Source organism: Natrialba aegyptia DSM 13077, from assembly GCF_000337535.1.
GTDB lineage: Archaea > Halobacteriota > Halobacteria > Halobacteriales > Natrialbaceae > Natrialba > Natrialba aegyptia.
Map to the genome: position 1 here is coordinate 346,879 of NZ_AOIP01000015.1, position 15,865 is coordinate 362,743.

General features: G+C 64.6%; 15 protein-coding genes and 1 pseudogene. 11 read left to right on the forward strand and 5 right to left on the reverse strand.

What is annotated here, in order from left to right:
* Nucleotides 1-16: 16 nt before the first annotated feature.
* Nucleotides 17-301: a ubiquitin-like small modifier protein 1 gene (locus C480_RS05730; protein ID WP_006664675.1), complete on the reverse strand. Its 285-nt coding sequence runs from the start codon at nt 299-301 to the stop codon at nt 17-19.
* A gap of 140 nt (nt 302-441) precedes the next feature.
* On the opposite strand from C480_RS05730, the gene C480_RS05735 reads away from it, so the two are divergent.
* The 3 genes and pseudogenes from C480_RS05735 to C480_RS05745 all read left to right on the forward strand — a co-directional run bounded on the left by C480_RS05735 (nt 442) and on the right by C480_RS05745 (nt 5,724).
* Nucleotides 442-1,623, forward strand: coding sequence for an NAD-binding protein (locus C480_RS05735; RefSeq protein WP_006664676.1), 1,182 nt, complete (start codon nt 442-444; stop codon nt 1,621-1,623).
* A 367-nt stretch (nt 1,624-1,990) separates the two neighbouring features.
* Nucleotides 1,991-4,261 (forward strand): cation:proton antiporter domain-containing protein, encoded by a 2,271-nt coding sequence (locus tag C480_RS05740; protein ID WP_006664677.1) that lies wholly within the window; start codon nt 1,991-1,993, stop codon nt 4,259-4,261.
* Nucleotides 4,262-4,443: 182 nt separating this feature from the next.
* A pseudogene (locus tag C480_RS05745) lies at nt 4,444-5,724 on the forward strand (sodium:calcium antiporter).
* 80 nt (nt 5,725-5,804) lie between these two features.
* Here the strand turns inward: C480_RS05745 and deoC are convergent.
* A complete protein-coding gene (gene deoC / locus C480_RS05750; protein WP_006664678.1) occupies nt 5,805-6,464 on the reverse strand; it encodes a deoxyribose-phosphate aldolase in 660 nt (219 codons plus the stop codon).
* 71 nt (nt 6,465-6,535) lie between these two features.
* Here deoC and C480_RS05755 point away from each other — a divergent pair, with 71 nt between their 5' ends.
* From C480_RS05755 to C480_RS05775, 5 genes are all read left to right on the forward strand, one after another.
* Complete coding sequence (locus C480_RS05755) at nt 6,536-7,516, forward strand: ribose 1,5-bisphosphate isomerase (RefSeq protein WP_006664679.1); 981 nt, start codon at nt 6,536-6,538, stop codon at nt 7,514-7,516.
* A 201-nt stretch (nt 7,517-7,717) separates the two neighbouring features.
* Complete coding sequence (locus C480_RS05760) at nt 7,718-8,539, forward strand: DUF63 family protein (protein WP_006664680.1); 822 nt, start codon at nt 7,718-7,720, stop codon at nt 8,537-8,539.
* A 32-nt stretch (nt 8,540-8,571) separates the two neighbouring features.
* Nucleotides 8,572-9,507, forward strand: coding sequence for a carbohydrate kinase family protein (locus tag C480_RS05765; RefSeq protein ID WP_006664681.1), 936 nt, complete (start codon nt 8,572-8,574; stop codon nt 9,505-9,507).
* Between the two features lie 138 nt (nt 9,508-9,645).
* Nucleotides 9,646-9,945, forward strand: coding sequence for a HalOD1 output domain-containing protein (locus tag C480_RS05770; RefSeq protein WP_006664682.1), 300 nt, complete (start codon nt 9,646-9,648; stop codon nt 9,943-9,945).
* 56 nt (nt 9,946-10,001) lie between these two features.
* A complete protein-coding gene (locus C480_RS05775; protein WP_006664683.1) occupies nt 10,002-10,730 on the forward strand; it encodes a nucleoside phosphorylase in 729 nt (242 codons plus the stop codon).
* 38 nt (nt 10,731-10,768) lie between these two features.
* Here the strand turns inward: C480_RS05775 and C480_RS05780 are convergent, their stop codons facing one another.
* The 3 genes from C480_RS05780 to C480_RS23425 all read right to left on the reverse strand — a co-directional run bounded on the left by C480_RS05780 (nt 10,769) and on the right by C480_RS23425 (nt 12,361).
* The gene (locus C480_RS05780) at nt 10,769-11,782 is read right to left on the reverse strand and encodes an HNH endonuclease (protein WP_006664684.1); all 1,014 of its coding nucleotides are present in this window, start codon (nt 11,780-11,782) and stop codon (nt 10,769-10,771) included.
* A 115-nt stretch (nt 11,783-11,897) separates the two neighbouring features.
* Complete coding sequence (locus C480_RS05785; protein WP_006664685.1) at nt 11,898-12,089, reverse strand: hypothetical protein; 192 nt, start codon at nt 12,087-12,089, stop codon at nt 11,898-11,900.
* A 110-nt stretch (nt 12,090-12,199) separates the two neighbouring features.
* On the reverse strand, nt 12,200-12,361 hold the full coding sequence (locus tag C480_RS23425) for a hypothetical protein (RefSeq protein ID WP_161606996.1): 162 nt from the start codon (nt 12,359-12,361) through the stop codon (nt 12,200-12,202).
* Here C480_RS23425 and C480_RS05790 point away from each other — a divergent pair.
* From C480_RS05790 to C480_RS05800, 3 genes are all read left to right on the forward strand, one after another.
* The gene (locus C480_RS05790; RefSeq protein WP_006664686.1) at nt 12,360-13,055 is read left to right on the forward strand and encodes an amphi-Trp domain-containing protein; all 696 of its coding nucleotides are present in this window, start codon (nt 12,360-12,362) and stop codon (nt 13,053-13,055) included. The genes C480_RS23425 and C480_RS05790 overlap by 2 nt on opposite strands.
* Nucleotides 13,056-13,366: 311 nt before the next feature.
* The gene (locus C480_RS05795) at nt 13,367-14,386 is read left to right on the forward strand and encodes an AI-2E family transporter (RefSeq protein WP_049903349.1); all 1,020 of its coding nucleotides are present in this window, start codon (nt 13,367-13,369) and stop codon (nt 14,384-14,386) included.
* 68 nt (nt 14,387-14,454) lie between these two features.
* Nucleotides 14,455-15,708, forward strand: a complete 1,254-nt coding sequence (locus tag C480_RS05800; RefSeq protein ID WP_006664688.1) for a tRNA (N(6)-L-threonylcarbamoyladenosine(37)-C(2))-methylthiotransferase — start codon at nt 14,455-14,457, stop codon at nt 15,706-15,708.
* Nucleotides 15,709-15,865: the final 157 nt, after the last annotated feature.

The following is a 15,865-nucleotide window of genomic DNA, read 5'->3' on the forward strand; positions in this document are numbered from 1 at the left end:
AGATCGCAGGACAGTGTTACCCGCCGCTGACCGGTGGAAACAGCGCCAACTCGTCGTCGGCTTCGAGTTCGGTTGCGAGTCCGTCTTCTTCGACGAGGACGTTCGTGCCGTTTCGCAAGACGTTGATCTGGGATCGGAGATCGCCGTCGTCAGTGAGGATGCGCTCGCCGACGGCGGGACGGTCGTCGACGAGTTCGTCGAGGGCGTCGCCGACGGTGTCGCCGGCGGCGGCGTCGACGGTGACGTGTTTGTCGCCGGCGCGTTCGGCGAGGTCCGCGAACAGTTTCCACTCCGTTGGCATAGGTGGCGGTATCGGTGCCGGAGGCAAGTAGCTACCGCTCCGAAGGTGGGTGCCGATGCTGGTCGGAGCGCTGTGGCGCTTGCGATGTGGGTCTAGATCGACGGAGACGCTTAACTACGCCCGGACTGGAAACGGTATGTATGGTCGGTGAGCGGGTGACGGAGCGGGTACCGGAGAACTGGCGCTGGGCCGTAACGACGCGCGCAGTCGTCGTCCTCGCGCTGGTTATTGCGCTGCTCTCAGTTGCCACCGGCATTCTCAGAATCGATCAGGAGGCGGCCGATTTCGGTCCTATCGCACCGCACGTACCGCTCGCCGTCCAGGAAGCCGTCGGGTTCACCGGTGCACTCACCGGTTTTCTCATGGTCGCCAGCGCGCTCGCGCTCAGGCGCGGCTTGCGCGCCGGCTGGTGGGCGACGCTGCTGTTGTTACCGTTGACGGCGATCCAGGGGCTGCTCCAGGCGAGTCAGTACTCGCTGCCGCTCGTCGTGCTGTCGCTGATCTCGATGCCGACGCTCCTCCTCACCCGCAAGCGCTTCGATCGATCGCTCTCGCTGACGACGACGCAACTCGCCGCGGGCGGCGCGCTCGTCGGCGTCCAGGCCTACGGTACCTTCGGCGCGTACGCGCTCCGGGACGACTTCGACGGCATCGAGCACCTGCTCGACGCCTTTTACTTCACGCTGATCACCTCGAGCACCGTCGGCTACGGCGACATCGGACCCGAAACCGCGGAGGCGCAGCTGTTTACCATGTCCGTCGTCGTCCTCGGCGTCGCCAGTTTCGGTATCGCCATCGGGGCGCTCGTCGGGCCCGCGATCCAGGACCGCATCTCGAAGACACTCGGAATGATGACCGACTCAGAACTCGAACTCCTAGACGACCACGTCCTCGTCCTCGGCTACGGGGACCTGACCGAACCGATCGTGACCGAACTCGACGCGACGGGCGAACAGTTTCTCGTCGTCACCGAAAACGAATCAGCGACGGGTTCGCTCACGGACCGCGACATTCGCGTTCTCGATGCGAACCCGAGCGACGAAGAGCCGCTCCAACGGGCGAAAATAGAAGACGCGCGTGCGGTTCTCGTCGCGACGAACGACGACGCTCGAGACGCCCTGGCGGTTCTCACCGCACGCGAACTCCGACCGGACATTCGTATCGTCGCCGCCGCTACCGACCGCGAGAACACGCCGAAACTCGAACGCGCCGGCGCTGACGATGTCATCAGCCTGGCTGAACTCGGCGGGCACTTGCTGGTCCGCTCGGCGCTCGGGTCGGACGAGTCGCCGGTGGTGTCGCGGTTACTCGAGACGGAATAACGATCCTCGATCGTCTTTGCTTGCTGCGTTGGTGGTTACCAGTCGCGTTCGACCGCCAGCATCAACAGAGCCGGTGCTTCCGTGGAGTCAGGCGTCGAACCCCGGACGGCATTACGCCGCAAACGGCTGGTCCGAATCCTGTCATCACTCCGCCGAGGGGCTGCTCGTTCTGGCCCCGCAATCGAAGCCGCCGATCACCACATAGCTACCAGCACGTGAACACCGACCATCCGTAGTTCGTGCTCGCCGCATGCCAGTGTTGCCGCGCTTGCGATCGTATAAGTCCTCGATTATGTCACAGGAACGCCACATATGAAACGAAGGTTCGCGGTCGTGTACGAGCAATGCGACGGCTACCGAGGAAGGTATGGAAGTAATCGAACCGCTCAGTCACCACGAACTGTTGGTCGTCATCGCCCAGCTCACCGTCTTGCTCTTCGTCGCACGGCTGCTCGGCGAACTGCTCAGTTCGATCGGCCAACCCGCGGTCGTCGGCGAACTCCTTGCGGGGGTCCTGCTCGGGCCCTCCCTGTTCGGCCTCGTCGCGCCGGGTGCGTACGAGGCGCTGTTCGTCGTCTCGGAGAGTCAGTTTCACCTGCTCGAGATCGTCTCCTGGATCGGGCTCATTATGCTGCTGGTCGTTACCGGTCTCGAGACGGATATCGATCTCATTATCGCGAACGGGCGAACGGCGATCGTTCTCTCGCTCGGCGGGATCATCGTCCCGTTTACGACCGGATTTGCGCTAGGATGGGTCCTGCCGGCCGAGTTCATCGCCGCGCCGGCGCAACGACTCGTGTTCAGCCTGTTTATCGCCACCGCAATGAGCATCTCGGCGATCCCGGTTATCGCGAAGGTGCTCATCGAACTCGATGTCGTTCGACGCGACGTGGGGCAGTTGATCCTCGCGGCCGGGATGGTCGACGACACGATCGGGTGGGTCTTGCTGGCCACCGTCGCGGGGCTCGCTCGGACGGGTGTCGTGGATGTCGGGTCGGCCGCAACGACCGTCCTCTCGGTGCTCGCGTTCCTCGGCATTTCGTTTACGATCGGCCGTCGGGTTGTCGCGGAGACGATCACATGGGTGGATAACGCCGTCGGCAGCGATGCCGCATTGCTGTCTACGGCGATGCTCTTCGCGCTCGCCGCGGGGGCGATCACGCAGTACATGGGGCTCGAAGCGATTCTCGGCGCGTTCGTCGTCGGCGTGCTGGTCGGACAGGTAAACCGGTTTGACTACCGGGTTCGACACAGTTTCGAGACGATGACGCTGTCCATCTTCGCGCCGCTTTTCTTCGCTATCGCTGGACTGCGGATGGATATCGCGGCGCTGGCCGATCCGACCGTGTTCACCGTCGGGCTCGTCGTCTTCGCCGTCGCCTGCGTCGGAAAGTTCGGCGGGATCCTCGGCGTTTCCCGCCCGGCCGGGCTCTCGGTCTGGGAGGGGATTACGATCGGCGGCGGAATGAACGCGCGCGGGGCGATGGAGATCATCGTGGCCACGATCGGACTCGGGTTGGGGATCCTAACGACGAGCACGTACAGCATCATCGTGGCGGTCGCTATCGGCACGTCGCTGATGGCCCCCGCGATCATGCGCTGGTCGATTCCGAAGATCGAAATGAGCGAGCAAGAGCGCACGCGGATCGAGCGCGAGCGATACTTACAAGAGAGCTTCGTCAACAACCTCACTCGGGTGCTGCTGCCGACGCGGGGCTCCGTCGACACCCAGTACGCCGCCCGACTGGTCAGTTCCCTGTTTCGCGATCGCCAGACGGATATCGATCTCCTCTGTATCGACGAGTTCGCGTCGTCGAGTCGACGGGGCGGCGGACTCCGCGAGCGCCTCACGCGACTCGGGCGGTTTCTCGCCGGAGGCGGCGTCGGGTCATCGGAGACGGGGCCAAACCGGCGAGCGGATATCGAGGCGACCGATCGTCGCTTCGCACGGATCGAAGCGCGACTCAGCGAGCAGGCGGGCTCGACGCGGCGTCTCGTCCGAGGACTCGACGGGAGCGCGTCGGACACGATCCTCGAGCAGGCAAACGCGGGATACGACTTGGTCGTGCTCGGCGAACGAACGCTCGGGAGCGATTCGGAGACGCCGTTGTTTAGCAGGACGATCGACCGCGTTATTCAACGGACGCCATGTCCGACCATGGTCGTCAGCACGTCCGATGCCGTGAAACGAACGCCGGCGCTGATAGACGACCCGATACGGCGCATTCTCCTGCCGACGGTCGGCACCCGATCCAGTCGCCACGCCGCCGAGGCGGCGTTCGCCATCGCGACCGCCGAGAACGCCCTGGTCGAAATCGCCCACGTGGTCGCCGATCCGCAACCGAGCGACCGATTCGCCGGCGGAGCCGATCTCTCGGACGCGCGGGACATCGGCGGTCAGATCGTCGATCGAGAGGCGGAACTCGGGAGGCAACTCGGTGCGAAGGTCGTAACCACGGTTACGGCGGCGGACAACCCCGGTGCAGCGCTCGTCGCGCTCGCCGATCGGAACGACGCCGATCTGATCGTGATGGGATCGAACACGCGTCCAATCTCCCGACGGGCGTTCTTCGGTCCTAACGTCGAGTACGTCGTTACCAACGCCCCCTGTCCCGTCGCGGTACTGAACTCGGTGTGAGGTCCTCCCGGCCGTATTCGGGCGATCGACCGCGTTTCCGGCCGGTCACGGACGACGTGACCGACGATACCGAGGAAAGAATAGATAGCCGATAGATGGGTGTCAGACAGCAGCAGCTTCCCCGAACGGACAGGTGACGTTGACGGCAGAACACATACGGGCGGTATCGGCGTATCGAAGATATGAACGAACGTGGGGTTAGACCGCTCTTTCCCGTCCTCGTTGCGCTGTTGCTCACGGCTCCGTGGCTCACCGTCGCAGCAACCGGACTGACACCGGATCTGGTGGCGACGGTCGCCCTCTCGGGAACTTCGATCCTCGGTACGGCGTTCTTGCTCGCCTGGGCCGCTGAAACCGCCGAAAAAGACGTTTCTCGTTCGTTCGCTATCGCGGTGCTAGCGGTGTTGGCGGTCGCCCCGGAGTACGCGGTCGATGCGCTTTACGCGTGGGAAGCGGGTATCGCTCCGGCGACGACCGCCTCGCGGGAAGCGGCCGACCTCGCGGTCGCGAACATGACCGGAGCCAACCGCATCCTCATCGGCATCGGCTGGTCGGGGATCGTGCTGTTTACCATCGCCCGGACAAAGAGGGTCCGCGATAGAAACGTCGAACACGTCGACGGCTTTCTCGCCGACCGCGTTCACCTCGATCGCGAACTCTCGCTCGAGATCGTCTTCCTGTTCGTCGCGACGGTCTACGCCTTCTTTATCCCGATAACGGGATCGATCGCGATACACGACATGGTCGTTCTCGTCGGTCTCTACGGTGTGTACATCCTCGCCGCGATCCGGACGCCGCCCACGGAGGAGGAGTACGTCGGCGTTCCGGCCTACCTGCAGTCGTTTCGAAAACCGTACCGGATCTCGACCGTCATCGCGCTGTTTGTCTTCTCCGGCGCGACGATCCTCATCGCGGTCGAACCGTTCGCCCACGGCCTGGAAGCACTCGGGCTCCAGTACGGAATCCAGCCGTTTCTGATGATCTAGTGGGTCGCCCCGCTCGCGAGCGAAACCCCCGAGTTCATCATCGTCGTCTTGCTCGTGACGGAGGCCCGCTCGAGCGCCTCGTTCAACGCGTTGATCTCCTCGAAGCTCAACCAGTGGACGCTGCTGATCGGGACGCTCGTGCTCGTCTACAGCGTCTCGCTCGGGAATTACGGTTCATTGCCGTTAGGGACGCGACAGGCCGGCGAGATCTGGCTCACCGCCGCCCAGAGTTACTTCGCGATTTCGCTGCTCATCGATCTGCAAATCAGCGCCCGCGAAGCGCTCGCCTTGCTCTCGCTCTTTCTCGTGCAGTTGCACCCGACGTTTCACCGGCACGAGTGGCTCCTCGCGTTCACCGCGCTGTATCTCGTGCTCGGAACGATGCTGCTCGTCCGTCGGTTCGAGGACGTTCGCAGGGTGATGGAACTCGCCCGCAAGCGGGTACACGGAGCGTCCGTAAAGCGGGAGCGGGAGTAACACCGCGGTGAGCACGATTCGAGCCACCGACCGCGATACGGACGACGCTGACGAACCGCCGACGCTCGAACGGTGGGCCGCTACTCCGACTCGGGTGCTCCCTCTAAAATTGCCACCCCGCTCGAGGCTCCGATCCGCTCCGCGCCGGCGTCGATCATCGCCATCGCCTCGTCGTAGCTGCCGATCCCGCCGCTTGCCTTCACGGGGAGGTACTCGCTCATGAGTGCGACGTCTTCGACGGTCGCTCCACCATCGGCGAACCCGGTCGACGTCTTGACCATCGCCGCGTCCGCCGCGACGGCGGCCTCGCAGGCCCGCCGCTTCTCTTCGTCAGTGAGCAGCGCCGTCTCGATGATCACCTTGACCGGAATCGGCACCGCGGCGACGAGTTCAGCCAGTTCGGCGCGAACGGCGTCGTCCTCGCCGGCCTTCAGGCGGCCGACGTTGATGACGACGTCGAGTTCGTCCGCGCCGGCCTGCCAGGCCGCCACGCCCTCGCGGCGTTTGACCTCGTGGTCGTGCTGGCCGTGGGGAAAGCCGACGACCGTCGCGATGGTCACGTCGGGAGCGTACTCGAACTCGACGGCCTCGGCGACGGCGTAGGGTGGAATACAGGCGTTCATGCCGTGGTCGCCGGCCGCCGCGAGGACGGCTTCGACGTCGGCGGGCGTCGTTTCGGGGCCGAGCACCGTGTGATCGATCAGCGGTGCGAGCTCGCTTCGAGTGAGTTCCGTGGCCATAGCGGACCGACTCGGCGGACGTGCAAAAACCCGCCCGATTACTTTTGGCCTGTGGCGTGTAACCGGATGGCATGGATTCGGACCAGCCTGTCGTCGATCCGGCCGTCACGGCAACTGCCGACGATATCGCGGCGATGCGGATTCGCGGGGCGGCGACGATCGCGGACGCGGCCGCAGCGGCGCTTGCGACGCAGGCGGAACGCTCCGACGCGGCGACCCCGGCGGCGTTCGAACGCGATCTGCGGGCCAGTGCACGCGAACTCTACGAGACGCGCCCGACGGCGGTCAGTCTGCCGAACGCACTCCGGTACGTGCTCCGCGGAACGGAGGGCGATACCGTCTCGGCACTGCAATCGTCGACCGTCGAGTCCGCCGAGACGTTCCGCGCTGAACTCGAGCAGGCCCAGTCAAAACTGGGGGACATCGGCGCGAATCGGTTGCGTGACGGCGATATCGTGATGACTCACTGCCATTCGACCGACGCGCTCGCGTGCATCGAGGCGGCGCTCGAGTCGGGGACGGCCGTCGAGGCGATCGTCAAGGAAACGCGTCCCAGAAAGCAAGGTCACATCACGGCCCAGCGGTTGCGGGAGTTGGGCGTGCCGGTGACGCTGATCGTCGACAACGCGGCGCGTCGGTATCTGGACGAGACGGATCACGTCCTCGTCGGGGCGGACAGCATCGCTGCGGACGGGAGCGTCATCAACAAGATCGGCACCAGCGGACTGGCGGTCAACGCGCGCGAACGCGGCGTTCCCGTGATGGTTGCGGCCCAGACGATCAAACTGCATCCGGACACGATGACGGGACAGACGGTCGCGATCGAGATGCGCGAGGAGACGGAAGTGCTCTCGGCGGACGAGCGGACGGCGATCGATGGGAACGCCGACGGGATGCCGCCCTTGCGCGTCGAAAACCCCGCGTTCGACGTTACCCCGCCGCGCTACGTCGATGCGATCGTCACCGAACGCGGCCAGTTCCCGCCCGAGAGCATCGTCACGCTCATGCGCGAACTGTTCGGCGAAACGACTGCCGAACCCTGGGACGGCTAACACCCACCACCCCGGCGACACGCTACTCCGTCCCCTGTCCGGTTCTCTGCGCTTCCATTCGGCTCCGAATCTCGCTCCGTGCTTTGCGCTTTCCGGTGCCCGCGTCTCGCTTGCCCCGTGTCCGCGCTCGAGACCATCTTCCGCCCCGAAGTGTCACCGCTGATCGGAAAGTGTTAGTTACTGGTGTCGACAGTAGGGGGTATGGTATTGCCTGAAGGATTCGTGCTGCCACCGTGGTACCTGTTGGTGCCGCTGCTCGCCGTGCTGGGGGGTGTCGTCGCACTGCTGTGGGCGCTGGATCCGCCGGTCACCGACCGGACCGTTCTCGCGTTGACCCCGTGGATGATGTTCGGGGCGACGTTACACGTCCTGCACCGGTTCGAGGCCTATCCGGATTCGATCGAAGTCCTGTTTGCCACGCCAACGGTCTATCTCATCACGGCGACCGGGGCCGGACTCGTCTGGATTCTCTCGATTTTCATCTATACGGGCGGGCTCCAGCCCTCGATCGAACGCGTTCTCGGGACCGTCGGCACCGGCTTCTTCGTCGTCTTTACGATGTTCGCACTCCTCCAGAGTCTCGAGTCGGGAACGTTCGAGCCGTTCTGGTCCGTTATCGCCGTCGTCGCCGCGGGTATCGCGACCGCCGTCGCCTGGCTCGTCCTCGGACTCTGGTTTACCGATGTCGCCGCAGTCACGGCCACGACCGGCGTGCTCGTTATTTTCGGCCACGCACTCGACGCCGTCTCGACGGCCATCGGCTACGACGTGCTCAACGCCGGCGAGGAAGTCCCCCTCTCGGCGCTCATCCTTACTGTCGGCGACGAACTGCCGACCGCCGAGTTCATCGGCGCGGGTTGGCTGTTCGTCGTCGTCAAGGTCGCCCTCGTGATGGGCGTCCTCGGACTGTTCCGCGAGTACGTCGAGGACGCGCCGCGCCAGGCCCGACTACTGCTTGCGTTCATCGCGGCCGTCGGCTTCGGACCGGGGATTCACAACGTCATCCTATTCGCAGTTGCCTAGACTTTTCTCGTCGGCGGTCGTCGGTTCGGTGCATGGTCAGGGTGCTCACTGCCGGTCACGTCAACTGGGACGTGACCCTGCGCGTCGACAGGCTCCCCGAGGCCGACTGCGAGGCTGCGATCCGCTCCCAGCACCAGTCCGGCGGCGGGAGCGCCGGAAACGTCGCGGCCGCACTCGCAACGCTCGCCGTCGACACCGGCCTTATCGGCAGCGTCGGTGACGACGACAACGGACTGCTCGCCAGCCGCGAACTCGAGGCTGCCGGGGTCTCCCTCGATGGGCTCCGCGTTGTCGACGGTGCCGAAACGGCCGTCAAGTACCTGCTCGTCGACGACGACGGCGAGGTTGCCGTCCTCGGCAACGACGGCATCAACGAGGCGGTGACGCCGGCCGATCTCGATCGAGAACGGATTCGAACCGCCGATCACGTCCACCTGACGAGTCAGCGCCCGGATACCGCCGCGGCTATCGCCCGAACGGCGACCGAGGCCGGCCTCTCCGTCAGTTTCGACCCCGGCCGCCGACTCGGTGACCGCGACTACACCGACGCGCTCGGTGCTGCCGATATCGTCTTCGCAAACGACCGCGAAATCGCAGCCCTCCTCGAAGACGAGTACGTCGGCTCCGATTTCGACGACCGCATCGTCGCCGTCAAATACGGCGGCGACGGCGCGGAAGTTCACACCCCCGCCGGCTCGTACGTCCACCCGGGATTCGACGTCGAAACCGTCGACACGGCCGGTGCCGGCGATGCCTTCGCCGCCGGCTTCATCGCGACACTCCTCGACCGAGTCGACACGCTGGCGACACTCACAGCCGACTCGACACCCGAACTCGAGGCCGAGGCGGATATCGAACGCGCTCTCGAGTTCGCAAACGCTTGCGGGGCCCTGACGGCGAGCCAGGAGGGGGCTCGAAGCGCGCCGACGAGACCGGCAGTCGAAGGGTTTCTCAGAACGCGATTCTAACCGAAAAATACGTCATACGCTCGAGTGGGGCGATGTCGACGCCGTCCGGCGTTCTCACCCCATGTTGTCTGACGGTAGCTATATGGGCGATCCCGTTGGCAATTAGCATAGAAAGTCACGGAGACGTGACGGAGAGACATGACAGATCAAAGGCCACGCAAGTCCTACGGATGCGAACTCGGGCGGCGCGTCCGGTACGATCGAACAGCATCGGAACCGCCGAGTATCGCGGCTGCGACAGCACTGGCGCGCTTCCGGGACGAAGACGTGACAGCAGCCAGTACCCGTCTATACGACTACGTCGACCCCGAGGCCCTCGACGCCCTCTTCGAGGACACGAACACGGGGATGCCGCGGGCGGTTGAGGAGGTGACGTTCCACGTCGACGACGCCGCAGTCACCGTCTATCCGGAGGAGGTCGTCGTCTCGGCTGAGTGACGGTCGACTCCGTCGCTCTCGAATCTTTTTTCTCGCCACCCCCGGAAGGCGACGGTATGGGTACACAACCGCATCTACTGGTTGAGGAGGGTGACCTGACCGATATCGCGCTCGTCCCCGGGGACCCCGGTCGCGTCGACCGGATCGCAGACCACTGCGACGAGTCCGAGACGGTCGCTCAGAACCGCGAATACAAGGTCGTCAACGCCACCTACGAGGGCCGCGAGCTGACGATCTGTTCGACCGGGATCGGCTGCCCCTCGGCCGCCATCGCCGTCGAAGAACTCGCGAACGTCGGGGTCGAGACCTTCGTGCGCGTCGGAACGACCGGCGCGCTCCAGTCGGGCATCGAGATCGGCGACATGATCGTCGCCAACGGGGCGGCGAAGAACGAGGGCACGTCCAAGCGCTACGAGGACGTATCCTATCCGGCCGTCCCGTCCTACGACGTGCTCTCGTCGCTCGTCGACTCGGCGGAAGCGAACGACGAGGCGGTCCACGTCGGCCCGATCGCCTCGGACGACGCGTACTACGCCGAGACCGACGCGTACATCACCGACTGGGAGGACGCAGGGCTGCTCGCCGTCGAGATGGAAGCCGCATCCATCTTTACGCTCGCCCGCCGGAAGGGGCTACGCGCCGGCGCGATCTGTACTGTCGACGGCAACCTCGTCGAGGGAACCCAGAAGGGAACCGACACGGAGGACGACGAACTCCCCGAAAAGGCGAAGAACAACGTCGGCCGCGCGATCGATATCGCACTCGAAGCGGCGACCGACCTGTAACACGCGACGCCGACCCACGACGGCCCACCGCTTTTGCGCTATTTTTCGACGAGTTCAGTTGCGAGTGCCGTCGTTCGCTCGGTGAGCGTCTCGGTCGTGGCCGCGGCGTCGCGGAGGGTGTCGTTCGTCGCCGAAAAGAGGCGTTCGAAGTCGACGGCGTTCGAGTCGGCGCGGTGCCACGCTTCGGTATCGCGGGGGGACTGGGCACAGGTCGGACAGGGCTGTGACGGAGTCGGTCCGTTGGGAGCAGCGACGGCCAGCGGCTCGAAGCAGTTGTGGCACCGACCGATCGATGCGGCCACGAGTTCGGCCAGCGAGACGAGTTCGTGGAGTTCCGACTGTAGTTTCGTTGCCGTGTCGACGAAGTCGAGTAGCAGCGGCGCTGCTGCCGACTCGGTCGCGTCGCCCTCGAACTGATCGAGTCGGGCGAGTCGGCGGTCGACGACCGAGAGCGCGAGTAAGAGCGTCCGCCGAGCGGTGACGAACTCGCGTGAGAGGTCGTCGACGCTCGATTCAGGGGCTGTATCCGCAGTTTCACTGTCAGTCTCGTCTCCAGTTGCAGGAGTAGTGCTCTCGGGGCTCTCGGCGCTCTCGGCGCGATTAGCGCGATCAACGCTATCAGTGCAACCAGCACTCGCGTCGCCGTCGCCGTCGGAGCCCGCAAGCGCGGACGGGAGCGTCGTCGCGAACGAGGCGAACGCGGCGGCATCGGAGACTGCCGTTCCCTGCTCGCGGGTCGTCTCGTGGACGAGCGCGAACAGTTCGTCGGAAGCGATAGCCGCCAGCGCTGCTGGGCCGTCCGCGTCGATCGAAGCGGCCGAGTCGACGGCGCTCCGCTCGCGCGCAGGTCGGGCGTCGTCTCGGAGGACAGCCGCACACGTCGAACAGACCGTCACGAGTGAACTCTCGTGGACCGGGCCGTCGGTCGGGACGGTGCCGACTGGATACAGCCGAAGCGTCTCCTCGTCACCCGCGCGCTCGCAGTGCTGGCAGGTGAACTCGTCTCGATCGAATACGACGCGCCGGTCGATGTCCCACTCGCGGGAAGTCACGAGCGAGCGAAGACAGCGCGCCGACAAAAACACACCGGCCCCGGTCGCCCCTTCTCGGCGACCAGCGGGGTGTGACCCGATCCGCCGCGCGATCCGTGTCGCGGCCCGTTCGCCGTTATTCGTTCGGATCCTGCGTCGCGTCCGAGTATCCTCGTAACGCGTATTTCGCAATCCAGAACAGCAGGGCAGATCCGGTGATCAACAGCACAGCGATCGCCTGCGTAGTACCCAAGACATCTAACGCGGAGAGGGTGACGGAGACGACGATTAGGATGGCGACGGTATAATCAAACGACCAGTCGATCATAGGCGTTACTCGACTGCTCGGGTAATAGGCCTCCCGTCGGCGAGTTCGCACACGTAGTCGCCGAACAGCCGAGTCACTTTCAATCCGAGTTCCGAACGAAGAACTCGCCACTACTGGAACAACGCGTCATCGCCGTCGAGTCGGTCGCTGATTCGGGTCTCGACTGGAGCCAGATTCGAATCCGAAATCGAGTTTGAATCCGAATCCGTACCCGAACCCGAACCGTAATCGTCAGCAACCATTACACCCTCGCGTGCCGTACCCTCCGCCATGGACGACGACCACCCCCCGGAGTTCGAACTGGAACGAGAGACGGCCGTCGACCGAGACGAACTCGGAGCGCTGTTTCGAGACCTCGCCGTCGCTATCGAGGACGAGCGTCCGATCCACCTGCTCGGTGACGAGAACGACGACCGAACCGTCTCCGTGACCATCCCATCACAGGTCGACCTCGAACTCGAAGCCGAACGCGAGCCGGCTGACGGGGACGAGGGCGATGAAGACGACGAGGACGAAGCTACGGACACAGCAGACGCCGACCGTCCCGCCACCGTCGAGTTCGAAATCGAACTCGAGTGGGACGAGGAAAACGAAACTGCCCGAATCGTCGACGGCACCGATGTCGACGCGTCTGGACCCGATCCCGTGGTGCTCTCCCCGAGAGTCGAGACCGGAACTGACGCGGTGAACGATGCGGAAGAAGTAGACGGTTCTACTGCGGAGAGCGTGGAGGAAACGGGCGAAATGGAACCGGAAACAGAAACGGACGCCCAATTCGGCCGCACCAGCCGCTTCGAAGTCTACCAGGACCGCGCCGACGAGTGGCGCTGGCGGCTGGTCCACTGGAACGGCAACATCCTCGCCGACAGCGGCGAGGGCTACACCAGTCGAGCCAACGCCGAGCGCGCCGTCCGCAGCGTCCGGCGGGCCGTCCCCGCCGCAACGGTCGCCGACCGAGAGGACTAGGTCCGAATTAGCGACGAGGTGAACTCGACGAAGCGATCTCCGGTAGTCCGACGGACCGGTATCTGGGGACGAGATACACAACGGAGACGACCCGGGAAACGATGAATCCGTAGACGGCCTCGGCGGACGGATGCGTCGACCCTCGACCGACTGCTGTGGCGTACACGAGTGCGGCCGCTCCAAGGGAGACGGCGACGTGTATCCGCCAGTCGACTCGCTCTTTCCCAGGTGAGGGCGCGCAGCCGGTTGAACGGCGTAGATTGATCGATGCCGGTAGCAATTTTATCCCGGCGAGCGTGGTCGGTTCACTCGTGAACATCAGCAAGGGCTATCTCCTCACGCTCGTCGCGATCTTCGCATACCTCTCCTGGCAGCTCGTCGTGCCGTTTCTCCAGTACATACTGATGGCGATTTTGCTCGCCTTCGTCCTGTATCCGCTCCAGCGCCGTCTCGAACGGCGGTTTTCGCCGACAGTTTCGGCGTTTGCCCTCCTGGCGTTCGCGATCACCGTGTTTATCGTTCCGTTCGTTATCGTCCTCGCTGCGGTCGCCGACGACGCGGCGCGGATGCTCCAGAATCTCGATTCAGAAACGCTCCAGGTCGCAGAAATCGAGCGCTACATTGCGGCCGAAACCGGGTACGAGGTCGACCTGGCGGCCACGCTTTCGGATTCGGCACAGCAGATCGGCTCCGTCCTCGTCGAACAGACGACGGCCTGGATCGGCGTCCTCACGCACGCCCTGGTCGGGTTCGGCGTCGCCCTGTTTCTGCTCTACTACCTCCTCCGAGACGGGGACAAGCTCCTGGCCTGGATTCGCGACGTCACGCCGCTTCCGTCGGACGTGCAAGACGAGTTCTACACTGAACTCGACGAGGTCATGTGGGCCGTCCTCGCGGGTCACGTCCTGATCGCGCTCATCCAGGGGATCATCGCCGGACTCGGGCTCTTTGCGACCGGCATTCCGAACGCCGGTTTCTGGACGGTCATCATGATCGTGCTCGCGCTCATCCCGCTGGTCGGGGCGTTTCTGGTCTGGGGACCCGCGGTCGTCTATCTCCTGGCGATGAACCAGCCGATCCTGGCCGTCGCGTTGTTCGCTTACAGCGCGGTCATCGTCGGCATCTCCGACGATTACCTGCGGCCGATCGTCGTCGATCGATACGCCCAGCTCAACCCCGCCGTCATCATCCTCGGCGTCCTCGGCGGCGTGTACGCGTTCGGCGTGATGGGGTTGTTCTTCGGTCCGGTCGTCCTCGGCGCGCTGATCGCGACGATCAACGTCCTCGACGACAACTACGAGCGGCTCGCGGAGGAGTACGGGATGACGTGAGCGGACGAGTTCGAGAGCCCCGATCCGTCGGGCTTTTGCCTTCCCGACCCTGAACCGAATCACAACGGATGGCCCGCTATCACATCGAAACGTACGGTTGCACGTCGAATCGCGGCGAGAGCCGCGAGATCGAGCGACGGCTCCGCGACGCCGGCCACCACCGGGTCGACGGCCCCGACGAGGCCGACGTCGCCATCCTCAACACCTGCACCGTCGTCGAGAAAACCGAGCGCAACATGCTCCGGCGGGCCGAAGAACTCTCCGAGGAGACGGCCGACCTCTTTATCACCGGTTGCATGGCCCTCGCACAGGGCGAAGAGTTCGCTCAGGCCGATGTCGACAGCCAGGTGCTTCACTGGGACGAGGTCCCCGAGGCCGTAACCAACGGCGAATGTCCGACGACGACGCCCGACGCCGAACCGATTCTGGACGGCGTCGTCGGCATCCTCCCGATCGCTCGGGGGTGTATGTCGAACTGCTCGTACTGCATCACCAAGCACGCGACGGGCAAGATCGACTCCCCGTCGATCGAGGAGAACGTCGAGAAGGCCCGCGCGCTGATCCACGCCGGCGCGAAGGAAATTCGAATTACGGGCCAGGACACCGGCGTCTACGGCTGGGACGAGGGCGAGCGCAAACTCCACCGCCTGCTCGCCGAAATCTGTGAACTCGAGGGCGACTTCCGCGTTCGCGTCGGGATGGCCAACCCGAAGGGGGTCCACGGCATCCGCGAGGAACTGGCCGACGTCTTCGCCGAGTACGACGAACTCTACGGGTTCCTGCACGCGCCCGTCCAGTCGGGTAGCGACGACGTACTCGGCGACATGCGCCGCCAGCACCAGGTCGAGGAGTACGTCGAGGTCGTCGAGACCTTCGACGAGGCGCTCGAGTACTGGACGCTCTCGACGGACTTCATCGTCGGCTTCCCGACGGAAACGGACCACGATCACGAGCAGTCGATGGCGCTGCTCCGCGAAACCCGCCCCGAGAAGATCAACGTGACCCGCTTTTCCAAGCGGCCGGGAACCGACGCCGCCGACATGAAAGGCCTCGGCGGCACGATCAAGAAGGAGCGCTCGAAGGAGATGAGCGAAGTCAAGCGCGACATCGTCGCCGACGCCTACGCGGACATGGTCGGCGAGCGTCGCGAGGACGTGCTCGTCGTCGAGGAGGGAACCGCCGACTCCGTGAAGTGTCGGGACTCCGCGTACAGACAGATCATCGTTCAAAACGCGAGCGAGCACGGGATCGAACCCGGCGACTTCATCGATCTCGACGTGACGGCCTACGAGACGATGTACGCCTTCGGCGAGCCGGTGTGACGCTTCGCGCCGATCGATCGACGCAACTACTCCGTCTCCGTTCCGCTGAACTCGCCAGCGGTCGTAACGGACTCGGTACGAGTGTACGGAACGGACGGGAAGGGGGACGATCGGCTACTGACGACTGACGACCGGCGTTTAATGACTTATAACTGAC